A 17,585-nucleotide genomic window follows, 5' to 3' on the forward strand; every position below is an offset into this window, starting at 1 on the left:
ACTTTGGTCATAATTGAAACTGTTGCAGCTATTGGTCGGGTGCGGTAGGTCGCGGTCCTTGATTTTGCTTCACAGACGGGCGGGGATATGACGATGACAAGTTTAGGAATTGATTTTGGTACATCCAATTCCGCCGCTGCCTTTGTCCGCGATGGGCAAATTGTACGGGTCCACTTTGATGGTGATCAGGACACATTGCCTACGGCTGTGTTTTTCCCCGACAGCGGGGACATGCAGATCGGGCGGGCCGCAGCGACATCCCTGATCGAAGGTGAAGAAGGCAGATATATGCGCGCCCTAAAGTCAGTCTTGGGCACGTCTTTGTTCCACGAAAAACGGTTGATTGGCGGTAAACGCCAGACGCTTGCCGACATTGTGACGCAGTTTTTAGTGCGATTGCGCAATGGTGCAATCCAGCGCGCGGGCCACGAATTCGATCGTGTCGTATCGGGGCGGCCTGTACGGTTCCACCACGATCCAGACCGCGACGCGCGCGCCGAACAGGATTTGCGCGACTGTTATCTGGCGGCTGGTTTCCAAACGGTAGAGTTTCTTTTCGAACCCGAAGCGGCAGCAATTGCCAGCGCGGCACAGGTGACCGATCAAGCGGTCGGGGTAATCGTCGATATCGGCGGCGGTACATCGGATTTTACCGTCTTTCGAAATGCAGATACCGGCCCATCGGTTATTGCGAGTCATGGTATCCGCTTGGGCGGAACGGATTTCGATCAAACGGTGTCCCTTGCTCATGCAATGCCGTTGTTTGGCTTGGGCGGCGAACTACGCCGTACGTTGGGCGATGGGTTACTGCCTGTACCTCGCGCGATCTATGGCGACCTGTCCAACTGGGCGATGATCCCATTCCTATATACCCGTGAAACGGAACGCATGGTTGACGATCTGGTCAAACATGCCGTCGAGCCAGAGAAGCTGAACCGTCTGTCTGCGGTCATTCAGGATCGGCTGGGGCACGATGTGGCATTTGCCGTCGAACGCGGGAAAATCGCCGCAAACTCGGGCGTAGGGGCCGCTGCGATTGATTTAGGCGTCGTTGAAAAATCACTGGCGGCACCTGTCAGCGCAGGGTCAATGAATGCAGCCCTATCCGGATACCGTGACGATTTACGCGCCGCGATGTACGAGACACTGATGAAGGCGCAAGTCGCGCCACAACAGGTCGGGTATGTGGTCTTGGTTGGTGGATCTAGCCTGATGCAGTTTGTCCAAGACGAAGCACTAGCCGTGATACCGCAGGCGAAAATCATCGAAACCAACGCATTTACAGCCGTGGTTGACGGGCTGGCGATTGCCGCAGCTGCGTAAGCGTCGTGTTCTAGGCGGGTCGTGTGGCATGGGCGCAAATATGTTCAGCGCGCTACGGGGCCACAGATTGACGACACGAGGTTCAAAGCAGATTTTAAGGGAAATTTGGTGGAGCCTAGCGGGATCGAACCGCTGACCTCCTGCATGCCATGCAGGCGCTCTCCCAGCTGAGCTAAGGCCCCACGTTTTGGCGTTTCCGCCATGGGCAGCGGCGTTCCCGTCGCTGTTCCGGTTCTTTATAATCGGGCTCGGACGGGTGCAAGACCAAAATCGCCCGAGCCAGAAAAATTAGTTATCGTCGTCGTCGTTGGCTGCAACGTCGCCCAGATCGTCGAACGACACGTTATCATCGTCGTCTTCGTCCAGTACATCATCACCCAGATCAACGTCTTCGTCATCATCGTCCAGGATCAGATCGTCTTCTTCGTCCGAAGCTTTCAGTTTCTTGGTCTGTGCGTCTTCGGCGTCCGCTACCATGGTGCGGGTCTTGGACGACTCGATGTTCACGATTTCGCCGGTGTATGGGCTGACGATCGGATCTTTGTTCAGGTCATAAAAACGTTTGCCGGTCGTCGGGCAAACACGTTTTGTACCCCATTCTTCTTTGGGCATAGTCATCCCCTTAAACTTGTCACGCTCTTGCGGTGGAATGATGCCACCTGCCATAAGCAATTAGACGTGTCAAAGCCTTTGACACACGAATTCTAGGAAAAAGCATATGGGACGTCTTGTTCTGGGTGGCAACCCCCCGATTGAGGTCAGTTTACGCAGATCGCCCCGTGCACGCCGTTTAAGCCTGCGAATTTCCCGTTTGGACGGTCGTGTGACGATGACTCTGCCAAATCCTGTGCCTGAAAGAGAGGCGATGGCGTTTCTGCGCGATCGCGAAAATTGGGTGCGCGACCATCTATCGGGGCTAGAGGGCGAACGTTTTGTTGCGATCGGGCAGGTGATTCCCTTTGGCGGGACAGAGTATGCAATCACGGCGCATGACAAACGTCGGGTTGAAGTTGCTGATGACCGTTTGATGGTACCCAATGATCCTGATCGGGTTGCTGCGCGTGTTCAGGGGTTTTTGAAAACCCATGCGCGTGATGCGCTGGCGACGGCGTCGGATAAATATGCGGCGATGCTGGGCCGCGGCTATGGGCGTATTACGCTGCGCGATACCAGATCCAGATGGGGGTCATGCACGTCGCGCGGTGATTTGATGTATAGCTGGCGGCTGATCATGGCACCGCCGCATATTCTGGATTATGTCGCGGCGCATGAGGTCGCTCATTTGATCGAAATGAATCATTCCGCCGCTTTTTGGGATGTTGTTCATAGCCTGTACCCCGACTTTGAAACGGCCCGCAGGTGGCTTCGTGATCACGGTGGGGCATTGCATCGCATTCGTTTCGATTGACGGCGGTGATTGATGTGATCACATAGGGATATGATTACGCCCCAACGCCCATCCGAACAGTCAGGCGCGGCCCATGAACGGGTTTATCGCGCCCTTCGAACTCAAGTCATGCACGGAGAGATCCTGCCGGGGCAATCGTTGACGCTACGGGGGATTGGCAAAGAGTTCGGCGTATCCATGACCCCAGCCCGCGAAGCTGTGCGCCGTTTGGTCGCCGAAGGCGCATTGTTTTTGTCGTCGTCGGGCCGCGTGTCCACGCCAGAGCTGTCTAACGATCGTATCGAAGAATTGGCCGCGCTGCGTGCGTTGTTAGAACCTGAATTGGCCAGCCGTGCTTTGCCCCGTGCACACTTTGCCCTGATCGAACGTCTAGAAACGATCAACAGCGGCGTCAGCCAAATGGTCGCACGCCATGACGCGTCTGGTTATATCAAGATGAACCTTGAATTTCACCGCACGCTGTATCTGCGCGCACAGGCGCCAGCGATCCTTGCTATGGCGGAAACGGTTTGGTTGCAGCTGGGACCGACGATGCGGGCCTTGTATGGACGCCTAAACCGCAAAGAACCGCCGCCCCACCATAAACTGATCCTTAGCGCCCTAAAGGCGGGGGACGAACCTGGTTTGCGTTTGGCTGTACGGGCTGACGTGACCCAAGGTTTGAAAATGCTACGCGGTTAGGCGGTTGCGCGGGTTTGCGCGATTTTCGACAGGATCGCACGGAAATCCTGCGCCGGTAATTGCAGCATCTTCGCGATCTGGGTCACAGCGTTGTATTCAGCGGCTTTGATTTCGCCGTTCAATGTGGCAACGCTTAGCGCGCCCTCTAGCACCAGTTCGCGACCATTTTGATTCAGGTCAGCACCGATTGCATCAATGGCTGTCGGATCGTCGCGTGTGTAATCCAGAATATCCTGAATTTGCTGTGCGCTGTATTTTTTGCCGGTCAGTTTTGCCAGTGTCTGCGAGATTTTAGAAATATCGTTTGAATGGTCCTGACCGTCTGCCGTGGTCACAAAGCACATGGCAGCCAAAACCTGAACGGCTGTGTTATCGCTGTTGCTATCGGTCGATTTGAGGCTGCGACGCATCGAGGCACGCATAATCATGGCAAGTACCATTAGCGCCACGATGCCGATTGCGCCAAAGACGGAATAGTTACGCAAGCGGTAAGCAAAAGGTGTTTGAGGTTCGGCAGGTAGTGCCGCAGGAAAATCGCCCGTTTGTTGGAATAGCGCGAATTGTTCTGCTGTTGGGATGGTGTAATCCGTTGCAGCACATTCATTTGTCGCTAGCGCGTAGGCGTCTGCTGAATACGTGATTTCCACGCCAAATGCGCTGCGTGCCGTCCCCAGATAGCACAATGACAAAGGGGCCCCGGTTTCATCCGACAGCGGCGTTGGTGCCAGATACGTCAGCTTTGGGGCTGACCTGATAACACTCTCGGCTTGTGCCGTTTGTGGCGAAACACACCACGCAGCAGCGACAAGCGCTAACGATTTTGCGAAACAACGCATAACTTTTTCCTCATTCCTGCATTATCCAATTGCTGGCCAAACATGGCGCTGATGGGGCAGCTGTCGGGAAACATCGTGCAATTGTGGCGAATCCTGTCGCCCAGGCGCAAAAAAGGGCGGCTTTTAGGGCCGCCCTTTGGGTATTTGAACATTGCCGCAGGGATTAGGCGTGGATCGCGCCGTCGCCGCAGGCCAACGCCGCTTCGCGAACTGCTTCGGAGAAGGTTGGGTGGGCGTGACAGGTACGTGCCAGATCCTCGGCTGCGGCGCCAAATTCCATCGCAACGCAAATTTCGTGGATCAGGTCGCCAGCCGCTGGGCCAATCAGGTGAGCGCCCAGAACGCGGTCGGTTTCTTTGTCCGCCAGAATTTTGACGAAACCGTCGCCCATGAACACAGCCTTTGCGCGGCCGTTGCCCATAAAGCTGAATTTACCGACCTTATATGCGCGACCTTCTTCTTTCAGCTGCTCTTCGGTTTTGCCAACCGATGCAACCTCTGGCGAGGTGTAGATAACGCCCGGGATCACGTCATAGTTCACGTGGCCAGCTTGACCTGCCAGAACCTCGGCGACGGCCATGCCTTCGTCTTCGGCTTTGTGGGCCAGCATTGGGCCTTCGATCGCATCGCCGATGGCGTAGACGCCTTTTATGTTGGTCGCGTAGTGCGCGTCGGTTTTGATCTGGCCGCGTTCGGTCAGTTCAACACCCAGCGCGTCCAGACCCAGACCAGCGGTGTAAGGACGGCGGCCCGTTGCGACCAGAACGACATCGGCGTCGATGGTGGCTTCAGAATCGTCTTTGCGCAGTTTGTAGGTGACTTTGGCTTTTTTGTTCTTGGTCTCAACACCCTGAACAGCCGCGCCCATGATGAAGTTCAGGCCCTGCTTTTGCAGCATTTTCTGGAACGTTTTCTGAACGTCGCCGTCCATGCCTGGGGTGATTTTGTCCAAGAATTCGACAACGGTCACTTCGGTGCCCAGACGTTTGTAGGCCGAACCCAGCTCCAGACCGATCACGCCTGCGCCGATGACAACCATCGATTTCGGGATTTTCGGCAGCGACAGCGCGCCAGTCGAGGTCACAACGGTTTCTTCGTCAATTTCGATGCCCGGCAGCGACGAAGGTTCGGAACCCGACGCGATGATGATGTTTTTCGCTTCGTGCACGTCATCGCCGACTTTGACCTTGCCAGCCTCTGGGATGGATGCCCAACCTTTGATCCAATCAACCTTGTTCTTTTTGAACAGGAATTCGATGCCTTTGGTGTTACCGTCGATGACCGACTGTTTGTATTCCTGCATCACAGGCCAATCGACAGATGGCGATTTGCCTTTTAGGCCCATCTTGGCAAAGTTTTCTTCGGCTTCGTGCAGCGAATGGGTCGCGTGCAGCAGCGCCTTGGACGGGATACAGCCCACGTTCAGGCAGGTGCCGCCCAGTGTTTCGCGGCCTTCGACCACGGCTGTTTTCAGGCCCAGCTGGGCGCAGCGGATTGCACAGACATAGCCGCCGGGACCGGCGCCGATTACGATAACGTCATAGCTGGACATTGCTGTCTCCTGTTTGTTTGCCACGGCTGTGGCAGGGTATTCAAAATAAAAGGGCGGATGCAATCATCGCCATTGTTGCGAATAGGCCAACGGCCCAGATGGCACTGCGCCAAGGGCGCCAGCCGAAATAATATGCGGGCACATACAGCACGCGCGCGGCCAGATAGACCCATGCGCAACTGGCAGTGAAACCCGTGGATTTATCACCCATCGTCACGACGACGACAGCGATGGTGAATAGGATCAACGCTTCGAAATTGTTGTTCATGGCGCGGTGCAGACGGCCTGTGCCGATGCTGACCTGTTCCATCAACGGTTTGTCCATTTTCTGCGGATCACGCGCCGACGTCGTTTTGCCGGTGCCCAATTCGATATTGGCAGGCACGGACATCAAAACGATCTGACCAAATTGCAGCAGACCAGCAAGGGCAAGAACGGTAAGCTCGGGGGTCATTTCGTACTCTCGTATGTTGCCATTAGTTCTGTCACCTTTTCTATTTCGTCGTCAGTGAATGTCGAGGACGGCCCACTGACCTGCAATTCTTGCAGTGTGTACCATTCGCCTTCTGTTATCACTTTGCCGCGTTTCAGAACCTTGTTTACCGTTGTGCGGAACAGCCCCGCTTTGTCATAAAAATCGAACGCCGTATGGGCGCGAAAGTCGTCCAGAAAACCACTGATGCCTTGGGCAACATCGTTTCCTTGGGTCATCAGGTCGCGCAGGTCATTAGCCGTGAGCGCGTACCATTTCTGAACCTCTTGGATGAAAAATCGTTTGCCGCGGGCGGTGGATTGTTCATCAAAAAGGTCGAGCCATTCTTTCCCCGATATAACCAACGTATTCAGATCCGGTTCCGCGTTTTGTCCGTGCAGTTGCTTGAACAGGGCAATTTGCCAGTCGCGGTAAAAATCCAAACCTTTTGTCAGTGTTTCCAGTTCGGCCCGCAGTTGCGCGATATCGTCGGTTGATGACATAGGCGTTCGCCAGAAAGGGGTAGGGGGTGTCGGGGGCGCGTGGCCCCCGACGGGTGTTTTATTACAGGTCCATCAGCAGGCGACGTGGATCCTCTAGCGCTTCTTTTACGCGAACAAGGAAGGTCACAGCGCCTTTGCCGTCTACGATGCGGTGGTCGTAGGACAGAGCCAGATACATCATCGGACGGATCACAACCTGACCGTTGATCGCCATTGGACGATCTTGGATTTTATGCATGCCCAAGATACCCGACTGAGGAGGGTTCAGGATAGGCGACGACATCAACGAACCGTACACACCACCGTTCGAAATGGTGAAGGTGCCGCCCTGCATTTCTGCCATGGACAGTTTACCGTCACGTGCGCGTGCGCCTTTTTCTGCGATCGCTTTTTCGATTTCAGCGAACGACATCTGGTCAGCGTCGTTCAGCACAGGAACAACCAGACCGGTTGGTGTACCAGCCGCGATGCCCATGTTGACATAGTTTTTGTAAACGATGTCGGTGCCGTCGATTTCTGCGTTAACTTCAGGAACTTCTTTCAGCGCGTGGATACAGGCTTTGGTAAAGAAGGACATAAAGCCCAGTTTGACGCCGTGCTTTTTCAAGAACAGGTCTTTGTATTCGTTACGCAGCGCCATCACCTCGGTCATGTCGACCTCGTTGTAGGTGGTCAGCATTGCAGCGGTGTTCTGCGAATCTTTCAGACGCTTTGCGATGGTCTGACGCAGACGGGTCATTTTAACGCGCTCTTCGCGTTCGGCCTGCGATGCAGCAACCGGTGCACGTGGTGCAGCCGACGCAGCAGGTACTGCCGATGCGCCGCCAGAGATGGCTTTCAGAACGTCTTCTTTCATGACGCGGCCATCTTTGCCCGAACCCTGAACATCAGCCGCAGCGATGTTGTTTTCGGCCATCAGTTTTTTCGCCGATGGGGCGTCTTCGACGTCTTTGCCGCCCGACGAAGCTGGTGCAGCAGCAGGTGCTGGTGCGGCTTCTTCTTTTGCAGCGGCAGGTGCAGGGGCTGCGCCTTCGCCTTCGTTGATGTGCGCCAGCAGGGCGTCAACACCTACGGTTTCACCTTCGGCAGCGACGATGTCGCCCAAGGTGCCAGCCGCAGGGGATGGCACTTCGACGGTGACTTTGTCGGTTTCCAGTTCGCACAGCATTTCGTCAACTGCGACGGCATCGCCAGGCTTTTTGAACCAGGTGGCGACGGTGGCTTCGGTGACGGATTCACCTAGCGTTGGCACACGGACTTCGATGCTCATGGTTTAGTTTCCTTCGATGGTCAGCGCGTCGTTCACCAGCGCTGCTTGTTGGGCTTTGTGTTGCGAGGCAAGGCCGGTTGCTGGCGATGCCGATGGGGCGCGGCCCGCGTAAACGGGACGTTTATGTTTCGCGTCGATGCGGGTCAGAACCCATTCGATGTTTGGTTCAACGAACGACCATGCACCTTGGTTGCGTGGCTCTTCTTGGCACCAGACCATCTCGGCGTTTTTGAAACGCTCTAGTTCTTTCATCATCGACTGAGCTGGGAACGGATAGAACTGTTCCAGACGGAGGATGTAGACATCGTCCAGACCACGTGCATCGCGTTCTTCTAGAAGGTCATAATATACCTTGCCCGAGCACATGACGACGCGTTTGATTTTGTCGTCTGCGACCAGTTTCGCGGTCGAGCGGCCAGTGTTCTTTTCATTGTCTGCATCATCCCACAGGACGCGGTGGAACGACGATCCGGTGGTGAAATCTTTCATGTCCGATACGCACAGTTTGTGGCGCAGCAGCGATTTCGGGGTCATCAGAACCAGCGGTTTGCGGTAGTTGCGGTGCAACTGACGGCGCAGGATGTGGAAATAGTTCGCAGGGGTCGAACAGTTGGCAACGATCCAGTTGTCACCGCCACACATCTGCAAGAAACGCTCTAGACGCGCGGACGAGTGCTCTGGGCCTTGGCCTTCGAAACCGTGTGGCAGCAGCATGACCAGACCGGACATACGCAGCCATTTGGATTCGCCCGACGAAATGAACTGGTCGAACATGATCTGCGCACCGTTGGCGAAATCGCCGAACTGTGCTTCCCACATGACCAGAGCGTTCGGCTCTGCCAGCGAGTAACCATATTCAAAGCCCAGCACCGCGTATTCCGACAGCATAGAGTCGATCACTTCGTAATGCGCTTGGCCTTCGCGAATGTGGTTCAGCGGGTAGTAACGTTCTTCGGTTTTCTGATCGATCAGACCCGAATGACGCTGAGAGAACGTACCGCGGGTCGCGTCCTGACCGGACAGACGCACAGGGTAGCCTTCGGTTTGCAAGGTGCCAAATGCCAACGCTTCGGCTGTTGCCCAGTCGAAACCGGTGCCGTTGTCGAACATTGCCTTTTTGGCGTCCAGCTGGCGGGCAACGGTGCGGTGAATGTTGAAACCTTCTGGATAAGTGGTCAGCGCTTTACCGACCTCTTTCAGGGTTTCTTCTTTCACTGCGGTTTTGCCGCGCTGGTATTTACCTTCTTTCTGGCGGTCCATGTGCGACCAACGACCGTCCAGCCAGTCAGCTTTGTTCGGCTTGTATTCTTTACCCGCTTCGAACTCTTCGTTCAGCATGGCTTGGAATTGGGCCTTCATATCCTCGATTTCGCCTTCGGGGATCAGACCGTCTTTGACCAGACGTTCGGTGTACAGCTGTAGCGTGGTCTTGTGCTTTTTGATGTTGGTGTACATCGCCGGGTTGGTGAACATCGGCTCGTCGCCTTCGTTGTGACCAAAGCGGCGGTAGCAGAAGATATCCAGAACAACGTCTTTGTGGAATTTCTGACGGAATTCGGTCGCAACTTTCGCAGCGTGGACAACGGCCTCTGGGTCGTCGCCGTTCACGTGGAAAATCGGAGCCTCAACCATCAGCGCGATGTCGGTAGGATATGGCGACGAACGCGAGAAGTGTGGAGCGGTGGTGAAACCGATCTGGTTGTTCACAACGATGTGGATCGTGCCGCCAGTGCGGTGACCTTTCAAACCCGACAGGCCGAAACATTCCGCAACAACACCCTGGCCTGCGAATGCAGCATCACCGTGCAACAGGATCGGCAGGGTGGTGTGGCGGGTTGGGTCATTCATCTGGTCGGTTTTCGCGCGCGCCTTGCCCAGAACAACAGGGTTCACCGCCTCTAGGTGCGATGGGTTTGCGGTCAGCGACAGGTGAACTTCGTTACCGTCGAATTCACGGTCGGACGAAGCGCCCAAGTGGTATTTCACGTCGCCCGAACCATCAACGTCCTCAGGCTTGAACGAGCCGCCCTGGAATTCGTTGAAGATCGCGCGATACGGTTTGGACATCACGTTCGCCAGAACCGACAGACGGCCACGGTGAGGCATGCCGATTACGATGTCTTTCACACCCAACGCCCCGCCGCGTTTGATGATCTGTTCCATCGCTGGGATCAGGCTTTCGCCGCCGTCCAGACCGAAACGTTTCGTGCCCATGTATTTCACGTGCAGGAATTTTTCGAACCCTTCGGCTTCGACCAGTTTGTTCAGGATCGCCTTACGGCCATTCTGGGTAAAGGTGATCTCTTTACCGAAACCTTCGATGCGCTCTTTCAGCCAGCCAGCTTGCTCTGGATCGGAAATGTGCATGTACTGCAGGGCAAAGGTGCCGCAATAGGTGCGGCGCACGATCGCGATGATTTCGTTCATCGTCGCGACTTCTAGGCCCAGAACGTTGTCGATAAAGATCGGACGATCCATGTCGGCTTCGGTAAAGCCGTAGGTTTTTGGGTCCAGCTCTGGGTGCGGTGTCTTGTCCGTCATGCCCAGTGGGTCCAGATCAGCGATCAGGTGACCACGGATACGGTAGGCGCGGATGATCATCAGGGCGCGGATCGAATCCAGAACAGCGCTGCGCACTTGTTCTTCGGAAATCTGAACGCCTTTTTCCGCTGCTTTTGATTTGATCTTATCCCCAGCTGCTTTGGGGTCTGCTGGCCACTGGCCGTCCAGCGCAGCGGTCAGATCGTCGTTTGGCACTGGCGGCCAGTCGTTACGAGACCACGATGGGCCTGCGGCCTCTGCCTTGGCGTCTACCGCAGCGTCACCCAGTGCCGCGAAAAATTCGCGCCAGGATTCGTCAACAGCGCCAGGGTTTTCGGCGTATTTTGCATAAAGCTGTTCGATATATTCGGCGTTATGTCCTTGTAGAAAGGACGATGCGTGGAATACGTCGTTTGGGGATTGATCGTTCATGATAGAACCTCAGTTCGAGGGGGCGGGGAAAGTCAGTCGCGTCAACACTCCGTTCGACGCGGCAAGGGGCGGGACAGGTTCGGTTTCTGGGACCAGTTGCATGACGTAGATCGTCGCTTCGGCGTCGTCATCCTCGACTGTGCCGGAATAGGTCACCATGCGATACCCGTTAAGGTCGATATGGTCGTGGTCTTCTTCGGCGTTCATTTCTTCATCGGCGTCGTGGCCAATGTCCGTTTCTGTGCCGGCAAAGAAATCATTGGTTAGGCGGTCATCGGCCAGCGCGATTGCGCATTCGACCTGTAGGCGCCCATCAGGCACCATGTAACCAGCCAACAACAGGGTGGCGCCGTTCTGTTCCAAAATGGCGCGGCCATTCATCAGGGTCATCGCATCAGCCGCCGCAGCGCCCGCGCGATAGTCCATCATGCCCGCCCAATCGGTTGGCTGTGGCGCATTGATTGGCAAAAACGCGTCGATCAGGCGCGCCATAGCAGCGATGCGGTCGTTCGCGTCGGTCCAGCCTTCGGCCTCAAGTCCAGCGACATAATCGTTTTTACCTGAAAGAGGTACATAGCAAGTATCGAACGGCGGAGACAGTGGATCACTGTCGGTCGCGCCGTAGGCGAAAGAGCTAAGTAAGATTAAACCCAGTGCGGCGATCAGCATCACAAAGACCCGTGGGGCAAGCGTGTCGCGATCTGCGTTGAACTGGAAAAAGTTGCGAAGGCCACGCATATCAGTAGCCTCCGCCAATTGTTGTATGCGCCCATGTCTTAACAGCCGATAGGCCAAAGGACTCGGCTGTTAGGGACATATGTTGGGCACGCGGGCGCATTATTCGCCTTTGATCGCTTTCATGACGGCTTCGCCTAGGGTCGCAGGGCTGTCTGCAACAACGATACCAGCCGATTTCATGGCTTCGATTTTGGATTCTGCGTCACCTTTGCCGCCAGCGACGATTGCGCCAGCGTGGCCCATGCGGCGGCCTGGAGGTGCAGTACGGCCAGCGATGAAACCAGCGACTGGTTTCCAGCGGCCTTTTTTGCGCTGTTCAGCCAGGAATTCTGCAGCTTCTTCTTCTGCAGTACCACCGATCTCACCGATCATGATGATCGACTGAGTTTCGTCGTCGTCCAGGAACATGTCCAGCACGTCGATGTGTTCGGTGCCTTTGATTGGGTCGCCGCCGATACCAACAGCAGTCGACTGGCCCAGACCGATGTCTGCAGTCTGTTTCACTGCCTCATAGGTCAGGGTGCCCGAACGGGACACAACGCCAACCGAACCACGTTTGTGGATGTGGCCAGGCATAATGCCGATCTTACATGCGTCAGGGGTGATGATACCTGGGCAGTTTGGACCAATCAGGCGCGATTTGGAATCTGCCAGCGCGCGCTTTACCTTCATCATGTCCAGCACAGGGATGCCTTCGGTGATGCAGACGATCAGTTCCATTTCTGCGTCGATCGCTTCTAGGATCGAATCTGCCGCGAAGGGCGGAGGAACGTAGATCACCGATGCGTTCGCTTCGGTCACTGCTTTAGCTTCGTGAACCGAGTTGAACACAGGCAGGTCCAGGTGCGATTGACCGCCTTTGCCTGGGGTCACACCGCCAACCATTTTGGTGCCGTATGCGATTGCCTGTTCCGAGTGGAACGTACCCTGCGAGCCGGTGAAGCCCTGACAGATGACCTTTGTGTTTTCATCTACGAGAATTGCCATGTGATTGGCTCCTTAGAAATTTGCTGCATAGACGGCCAAGCCGCCCTGCGCGAGTTCATATGACAAGCGGCTAGTTGCGCCATTTACGCCTGCCACTGAAATTGAAGAAGAAGAAATAAGGCCCGGTTTTGAGCGTCCTAATGCTGCCAGAGTGGTATTGTACCAGAGGGCAGCCTCTGCCACGGGCGCGTTGATGCCAGTGACAGGATTCTTGCCGGGAAAGGCCACTGCGCAGAAATCAGCTTTCTGCTCGGTGTCCCCCGAGAACAAAAGGATGTCGCTACCGGGTTGTTCCCATCGCTGCACAAGAGCGTTGCGACCGCCGTTCAGAGAAACCGAGGTCGTCGGCGAATAGCCTAGACGCTGGAATTTCTCTGGAAGCAACGAAAAGTCGCCGCTACTCGCTGCAGTAACGCAAAGAGAGTTGTAGAGCCCGGCTTCAGTGGCACGTGAGGATTCTGGAGGAGGCTGCGTTGCAGGGTTCCCTTCGTTATCCATACATGCACTCAGCGCGGCCAAGCCCGCTAATGCAATTACAAATCTAGTTGCGCGATGGGCCATGCTTACCCCTTTACCGCTTTCACGATTTTCTCTGCACCATCAGACAGGTTGTCGGCGGCGATGACGTTCAGGCCAGAGGTGTTGATGATCTCTTTGCCTTTTTCGACGTTGGTACCTTCTAGGCGAACAACCAGTGGAACCTGCAGGCCGACTTCTTTAACGGCTGCAACAACGCCTTCTGCGATCACGTCACAACGCATGATGCCGCCGAAGATGTTAACCAGAATACCTTTGACGTTCGGGTCAGAGGTGATGATTTTGAACGCTTCGGTGACTTTTTCTTTGGTAGCGCCGCCACCAACGTCAAGGAAGTTTGCAGGCTCTGCGCCGTACAGTTTGATGATGTCCATGGTGGCCATCGCCAGACCTGCACCGTTCACCATACAACCGATTTCACCGTCCAGAGCGATGTAGTTCAGGTCGAATTTCGACGCTTCCAGCTCTTTTGGGTCTTCTTCGGTGGTGTCGCGCAGTTCAGCGATGTCTGGCTGGCGGTAGATCGCGTTGCCGTCAAAGCCAACTTTCGCATCCAGAAGTTTCAGGTTGCCCGAACCTTCCAGAACGATCAGCGGGTTGATTTCCAGCTGTTCCATGTCTTTTTCGATGAACGCCTTGTACAGGATGCCCATCAGTTTGACGCATTCTTTAACCTGTGGACCTTCCAGACCCAGCGCGAACGCAACGCGGCGGCCGTGGTATGGTTGGTAACCAGTAGCTGGATCAACCGAGAACGACAGGATTTTTTCTGGGGTCGAAGCAGCAACTTCTTCGATGTCCATGCCGCCTTCGGTCGAACATACGAACGAAACGCGCGATGTCTGACGGTCGATCAGCAGAGCCAGGTACAGTTCGCGCTCGATGTCGGAACCGTCTTCGATGTAGATGCGGTTCACTTGCTTACCAGCAGGACCGGTCTGGTGCGTAACCAGAGTTTTGCCCAGCATCTGTTTCGCCATCTCGGCTGCTTCCTCTACGGAAAATGCCAGACGAACGCCGCCTTTTTCACCGGCTTCTGGTTCTACGAATTTACCTTTACCACGGCCACCGGCGTGGATCTGGGATTTTACAACCCATAGTGGGCCGTCCAGCTCGCCAGCTGCGGTTTTCGCGTCTTCAGCCTTTAGAACAGCGCGACCGTCGGAAACGGGTGCGCCATAGCTGCGCAGTAGCGCTTTGGCCTGATATTCATGGATGTTCATCGAGTATCCCTCGCTGTGCTTCGGTTTTGTCCCACTAAACACAACAGAACGCCCAAAAGAACGTTTATTTTAGCTGTGAGCGGTAAAACCCGACATTTGTGATCACACTAGAAAAAGGTGTGATCACAAATTTCACCAGTGCGGGAAATTGTTGTGAATACCCTTCGAGTCGTTGAACAGATCCAGCACTTGCTGATCTACGATTCCCCGGCGAACCAGTTCTGCAAGTGCGAAACCGGCGATATCTTTGCTTTGGGTGACCAAAGTCGCGATTTGTACGGTCGCCCGAAGCTGGTGTTCGGTCCAGTCGCCAATGGTGCGCAGATCGCGGAAATAGATCGCATCCCCGTCCACAATTTGGCGTCTCCAGCGGCGGCGGGTTGGGCCTTCGCCCGCGGACAGGTGCAGCTTCATGATGCTGTCGAAATCATGCAGGCGGAACCCTTGGCCGACCAGTTCCAACTGAAGGTCACCAAAGTCGGGTTCATTTTCATATAGCGGAAAAAAACGAACCTCAGTCCAGACACATACAGCGTTGGACAGTTTTCCACGGCCATTCGATATGATGTTCAATTCGCTGCCCTGAACATCGATTTTCAACATGTCGATTTGCGGAACGTCGGTTAGGTCATCCAAACGTGACGTTTCGACGTTGAAGGTTTCCAGAACCTCCATGTATTTCGCCAAATTCGCGGTGATATCGATGGTCGATTGATCGGGGCCGTAACAGGACGAAAAACCAGAGCCGCGGTAAATGTTGAAATCGACGGGTGCGCCCGTGCCCAATGCGTTCGGGAAATAGGTTTCGTCGTCGGATTTCGCCGCATTCAATTTTGCCAGCGCTTCGGGTTGTGGTTCAAATCCTGTGATCCGAGCCAACCCATGGTCCAAAAGGGGGGCATAAGGCGCGGCGTTGTCGATCGGATTTGCGCCGATGTCGCAGACTTCGACTTTGCGCAGTGGCGCTGTTGTCAGAAGAACCGTTTTCAGATTGGCATCCATGTGAACCCCTTAATATCGGCGCAGGCCCGCGCGACGGCATAATCCGCCATCCATTTCTGCATCAGCGCGACTGTCTCTTTTTCGTGGATCAAATGATCCGTGACGCGGCAGTCATTCATATTGCGGCGATTATAGAAATTTTGGTTTCGATTGACCGGATTGTTTGCGGCAGCAAACCAACCATCGCCGCGCGTCTTTTTACGGGCAAACATTTCGGGCGTGCGAATGACAAAATGGATGACCTGCGCCAGTTTCCACGGATCCAACCCTTGGCCTTTTATCCGGTTATAGGGCGGGCCGTCATTTGACAGAAAACCGTCCTGCGCGGCATGGCCAGATGAATTGATATACTGATATGTATCATGTGACATCGTGTCGGCCACAAGCGGACGGTGGATTGATAGACCGCTGATCTGTTTGTTCACGCGAAATAATGTTTTGCCCTGCCGCCAAGTCAGATCTGCGGGTTCTTGTGCCCATGTAAAGGCCGAGGAAATGTGACGACCAGGAAAACGAGTATTGTGACTGTCGCCATAGATGCGCCAAGCGATGGCCATTGCATCGAAATCCTGTGCGCCAATCAAATCGTCCAGCTTGCGTTCGCCCATCGACGGCAGCAGAAATTCATCGCTATCCAGCCACATGGCCCAATCGCCATCTTTGAACTGACCTGCGCCCCACGCGATATTGGCCGCATTGCGCTGGGGGCTTTCGTTTTCGGGAACAGTGTGACGATGGTGTTCGACAGCGCCGATTGCATCCAGAGCGTCTAGTAAATCATCCGATCCGTCTGTGCAGTCGTTGGAATAGACGATCACACGGTCAAATCCGATCACGCGGTGATACGCGATCCATTCGAGTAGAAATGGACCTTCGTTTCGTTGCGCACTGAACAGGATTTTCGTCAAATGTCTGGCCGGAAAAAGAAAAAGGTCTAGGCAGTGATGCCTAGACCCATATCAATCAGGCGCTTTTCGCGCAATCTTTTAGGCCAGCGACGAGTCGATGCCTTTGCATGCGTCGACCAGACCTTTAACGGCGTCGACCGATTTGTCGAACATCTCTTGCTCTTCTTTGTTCAGCTTGATGTCGATGACTTTTTCGATGCCGTTCGCGCCGATTACGGTTGGAACGCCAACGTACATGCCTTTAACGCCGATTTCGCCGTCACAGTATGCTGCGCATGGCAGAACGCGCTTTTGGTCTTTCAGGTAGGCTTCGGCCATTTCGATTGCCGAAGTCGCTGGTGCGTAGAATGCCGAACCGGTTTTCAGCAGGCCAACGATTTCTGCGCCGCCGTCACGGGTACGCTGAACGATTGCGTCCAGTTTTTCCTGTGTGGTCCAGCCCATTTCAACCAGATCTGGCAGAGGGATACCGCCAACGGTCGAATAGCGAACCGAAGGAACCATGGTGTCGCCGTGGCCGCCCAGAACGAATGCGGTGACGTCTTTCATGGATACGTTGAATTCGGTCGCCAGGAAGTGCGAGAAACGAGCCGAGTCCAGAACACCAGCCATGCCGCAAACTTTGTTTGTTGGCAGGCCCGAGAACTGCTGCAGAGCCCAAACCATCGCGTCCAGCGGGTTGGTGATGCAGATAACGAAAGCGTTTGGCGCGTGCTCTTTGATGCCTTCGCCAACGGATTTCATGACTTTCAGGTTGATGCCCAGCAGGTCGTCACGGGACATGCCTGGTTTACGTGGGACACCTGCGGTCACGATGCAGACGTCTGCGCCTGCGATGTCTGCGTAATCGTTGGTACCTTTAAAGGTGCCGTCGAAACCTTCCGATGGGCCGGATTCAGCGATGTCTAGCGCTTTGCCCTGTGGGGTGCCTTCGGCGATGTCGAACAGGACAACGTCACCGAGTTCCTTGATCGCAGCCAGGTGAGCAAGCGTGCCACCGATTTGGCCAGCGCCGATGAGGGCAATCTTTGGTCGAGCCATAATTCCATCCTTAATAAGGGTTGTGGTCGGCGCAAGGGGTAGACCTTTGGCGCGAGGCAATCAAGGGTGCCGCGATGCGGCAATTAGAATCCCCTGTTAGATAAGGGATGTTTGCGCTAAATTTCGGCACA

General features: G+C 55.0%; 17 protein-coding genes and 1 tRNA gene. 3 read left to right on the forward strand and 15 right to left on the reverse strand.

Annotation, left to right across the window (positions count from 1 at the left end):
• Positions 1-87 precede the first annotated feature (87 nt).
• Positions 88-1,323, forward strand: coding sequence for an Hsp70 family protein (locus BVC71_RS09485; protein WP_086451431.1), 1,236 nt, complete (start codon positions 88-90; stop codon positions 1,321-1,323).
• Between the two features lie 106 nt (positions 1,324-1,429).
• Here the strand turns inward: BVC71_RS09485 and BVC71_RS09490 are convergent.
• Together BVC71_RS09490 and BVC71_RS09495 are read right to left on the reverse strand one after the other, a co-directional pair.
• A tRNA-Ala gene (locus tag BVC71_RS09490) sits at positions 1,430-1,505 on the reverse strand.
• Positions 1,506-1,611: 106 nt separating this feature from the next.
• A complete protein-coding gene (locus BVC71_RS09495) occupies positions 1,612-1,935 on the reverse strand; it encodes a TIGR02300 family protein (protein ID WP_086451818.1) in 324 nt (107 codons plus the stop codon).
• A gap of 106 nt (positions 1,936-2,041) precedes the next feature.
• Here BVC71_RS09495 and BVC71_RS09500 point away from each other — a divergent pair, with 106 nt between their 5' ends.
• Entirely contained in the window at positions 2,042-2,731 is a 690-nt protein-coding gene (locus BVC71_RS09500; RefSeq protein ID WP_086451432.1) for a M48 family metallopeptidase, read from the forward strand.
• 30 nt (positions 2,732-2,761) lie between these two features.
• Positions 2,762-3,412: a GntR family transcriptional regulator gene (locus BVC71_RS09505; protein WP_086451433.1), complete on the forward strand. Its 651-nt coding sequence runs from the start codon at positions 2,762-2,764 to the stop codon at positions 3,410-3,412.
• Here the strand turns inward: BVC71_RS09505 and BVC71_RS09510 are convergent.
• The 13 genes from BVC71_RS09510 to mdh all read right to left on the reverse strand — a co-directional run bounded on the left by BVC71_RS09510 (position 3,409) and on the right by mdh (position 17,454).
• Positions 3,409-4,248 (reverse strand): tellurite resistance TerB family protein, encoded by an 840-nt coding sequence (locus tag BVC71_RS09510; protein ID WP_086451434.1) that lies wholly within the window; start codon positions 4,246-4,248, stop codon positions 3,409-3,411. The two genes, BVC71_RS09505 and BVC71_RS09510, sit on opposite strands and share 4 nt — an antisense overlap.
• A gap of 163 nt (positions 4,249-4,411) precedes the next feature.
• Positions 4,412-5,800, reverse strand: coding sequence for a dihydrolipoyl dehydrogenase (gene lpdA / locus BVC71_RS09515; RefSeq protein WP_086451819.1), 1,389 nt, complete (start codon positions 5,798-5,800; stop codon positions 4,412-4,414).
• 40 nt (positions 5,801-5,840) lie between these two features.
• Complete coding sequence (locus BVC71_RS09520) at positions 5,841-6,254, reverse strand: MAPEG family protein (RefSeq protein ID WP_086451435.1); 414 nt, start codon at positions 6,252-6,254, stop codon at positions 5,841-5,843.
• Positions 6,251-6,775, reverse strand: coding sequence for a hypothetical protein (locus BVC71_RS09525; RefSeq protein ID WP_086451436.1), 525 nt, complete (start codon positions 6,773-6,775; stop codon positions 6,251-6,253). Before BVC71_RS09525 ends, BVC71_RS09520 begins: the two co-directional genes overlap by 4 nt.
• 61 nt (positions 6,776-6,836) lie before the next feature.
• Positions 6,837-8,045, reverse strand: coding sequence for a 2-oxoglutarate dehydrogenase complex dihydrolipoyllysine-residue succinyltransferase (gene odhB, locus BVC71_RS15555; protein WP_240516826.1), 1,209 nt, complete (start codon positions 8,043-8,045; stop codon positions 6,837-6,839).
• Positions 8,046-8,048: 3 nt separating this feature from the next.
• On the reverse strand, positions 8,049-11,018 hold the full coding sequence (locus tag BVC71_RS09530) for a 2-oxoglutarate dehydrogenase E1 component (RefSeq protein ID WP_240516827.1): 2,970 nt from the start codon (positions 11,016-11,018) through the stop codon (positions 8,049-8,051).
• 9 nt (positions 11,019-11,027) lie between these two features.
• Positions 11,028-11,756, reverse strand: coding sequence for a hypothetical protein (locus BVC71_RS09535; protein WP_086451437.1), 729 nt, complete (start codon positions 11,754-11,756; stop codon positions 11,028-11,030).
• A gap of 99 nt (positions 11,757-11,855) precedes the next feature.
• Positions 11,856-12,743, reverse strand: coding sequence for a succinate--CoA ligase subunit alpha (gene sucD / locus BVC71_RS09540; protein ID WP_086451438.1), 888 nt, complete (start codon positions 12,741-12,743; stop codon positions 11,856-11,858).
• Positions 12,744-12,755: 12 nt separating this feature from the next.
• The gene (locus BVC71_RS09545; RefSeq protein ID WP_133064516.1) at positions 12,756-13,304 is read right to left on the reverse strand and encodes a hypothetical protein; all 549 of its coding nucleotides are present in this window, start codon (positions 13,302-13,304) and stop codon (positions 12,756-12,758) included.
• A gap of 2 nt (positions 13,305-13,306) precedes the next feature.
• The gene (gene sucC, locus BVC71_RS09550; RefSeq protein ID WP_086451440.1) at positions 13,307-14,503 is read right to left on the reverse strand and encodes an ADP-forming succinate--CoA ligase subunit beta; all 1,197 of its coding nucleotides are present in this window, start codon (positions 14,501-14,503) and stop codon (positions 13,307-13,309) included.
• A 132-nt stretch (positions 14,504-14,635) separates the two neighbouring features.
• Positions 14,636-15,505 (reverse strand): FkbM family methyltransferase, encoded by an 870-nt coding sequence (locus BVC71_RS09555; RefSeq protein WP_086451441.1) that lies wholly within the window; start codon positions 15,503-15,505, stop codon positions 14,636-14,638.
• Entirely contained in the window at positions 15,490-16,413 is a 924-nt protein-coding gene (locus BVC71_RS09560; RefSeq protein WP_086451442.1) for a glycosyltransferase family 2 protein, read from the reverse strand. Before BVC71_RS09560 ends, BVC71_RS09555 begins: the two co-directional genes overlap by 16 nt.
• Positions 16,414-16,491: 78 nt before the next feature.
• Positions 16,492-17,454, reverse strand: a complete 963-nt coding sequence (gene mdh, locus BVC71_RS09565; RefSeq protein WP_086451443.1) for a malate dehydrogenase — start codon at positions 17,452-17,454, stop codon at positions 16,492-16,494.
• Between the last annotated feature and the right edge of the window lie 131 nt (positions 17,455-17,585).

Source organism: Marivivens niveibacter (genome assembly GCF_002150005.2).
In the GTDB taxonomy this organism is placed as follows: domain Bacteria; phylum Pseudomonadota; class Alphaproteobacteria; order Rhodobacterales; family Rhodobacteraceae; genus Marivivens; species Marivivens niveibacter.

What these genes read in the sequence shown, in the direction of transcription:
- BVC71_RS09485 (WP_086451431.1), top strand. Translation starts at nt 88, where the DNA reads ATGACGATGACAAGTTTAGGAATTGATTTTGGTACATCCAATTCCGCC.
- BVC71_RS09495 (WP_086451818.1), bottom strand. Translation starts at nt 1,935, where the DNA reads ATGCCCAAAGAAGAATGGGGTACAAAACGTGTTTGCCCGACGACCGGC.
- BVC71_RS09500 (WP_086451432.1), top strand. Translation starts at nt 2,042, where the DNA reads ATGGGACGTCTTGTTCTGGGTGGCAACCCCCCGATTGAGGTCAGTTTA.
- BVC71_RS09505 (WP_086451433.1), top strand. Translation starts at nt 2,762, where the DNA reads ATGATTACGCCCCAACGCCCATCCGAACAGTCAGGCGCGGCCCATGAA.
- BVC71_RS09510 (WP_086451434.1), bottom strand. Translation starts at nt 4,248, where the DNA reads ATGCGTTGTTTCGCAAAATCGTTAGCGCTTGTCGCTGCTGCGTGGTGT.
- lpdA (WP_086451819.1), bottom strand. Translation starts at nt 5,800, where the DNA reads ATGTCCAGCTATGACGTTATCGTAATCGGCGCCGGTCCCGGCGGCTAT.
- BVC71_RS09520 (WP_086451435.1), bottom strand. Translation starts at nt 6,254, where the DNA reads ATGACCCCCGAGCTTACCGTTCTTGCCCTTGCTGGTCTGCTGCAATTT.
- BVC71_RS09525 (WP_086451436.1), bottom strand. Translation starts at nt 6,775, where the DNA reads ATGTCATCAACCGACGATATCGCGCAACTGCGGGCCGAACTGGAAACA.
- odhB (WP_240516826.1), bottom strand. Translation starts at nt 8,045, where the DNA reads ATGAGCATCGAAGTCCGTGTGCCAACGCTAGGTGAATCCGTCACCGAA.
- BVC71_RS09530 (WP_240516827.1), bottom strand. Translation starts at nt 11,018, where the DNA reads ATGAACGATCAATCCCCAAACGACGTATTCCACGCATCGTCCTTTCTA.
- BVC71_RS09535 (WP_086451437.1), bottom strand. Translation starts at nt 11,756, where the DNA reads ATGCGTGGCCTTCGCAACTTTTTCCAGTTCAACGCAGATCGCGACACG.
- sucD (WP_086451438.1), bottom strand. Translation starts at nt 12,743, where the DNA reads ATGGCAATTCTCGTAGATGAAAACACAAAGGTCATCTGTCAGGGCTTC.
- BVC71_RS09545 (WP_133064516.1), bottom strand. Translation starts at nt 13,304, where the DNA reads ATGGCCCATCGCGCAACTAGATTTGTAATTGCATTAGCGGGCTTGGCC.
- sucC (WP_086451440.1), bottom strand. Translation starts at nt 14,503, where the DNA reads ATGAACATCCATGAATATCAGGCCAAAGCGCTACTGCGCAGCTATGGC.
- BVC71_RS09555 (WP_086451441.1), bottom strand. Translation starts at nt 15,505, where the DNA reads ATGGATGCCAATCTGAAAACGGTTCTTCTGACAACAGCGCCACTGCGC.
- mdh (WP_086451443.1), bottom strand. Translation starts at nt 17,454, where the DNA reads ATGGCTCGACCAAAGATTGCCCTCATCGGCGCTGGCCAAATCGGTGGC.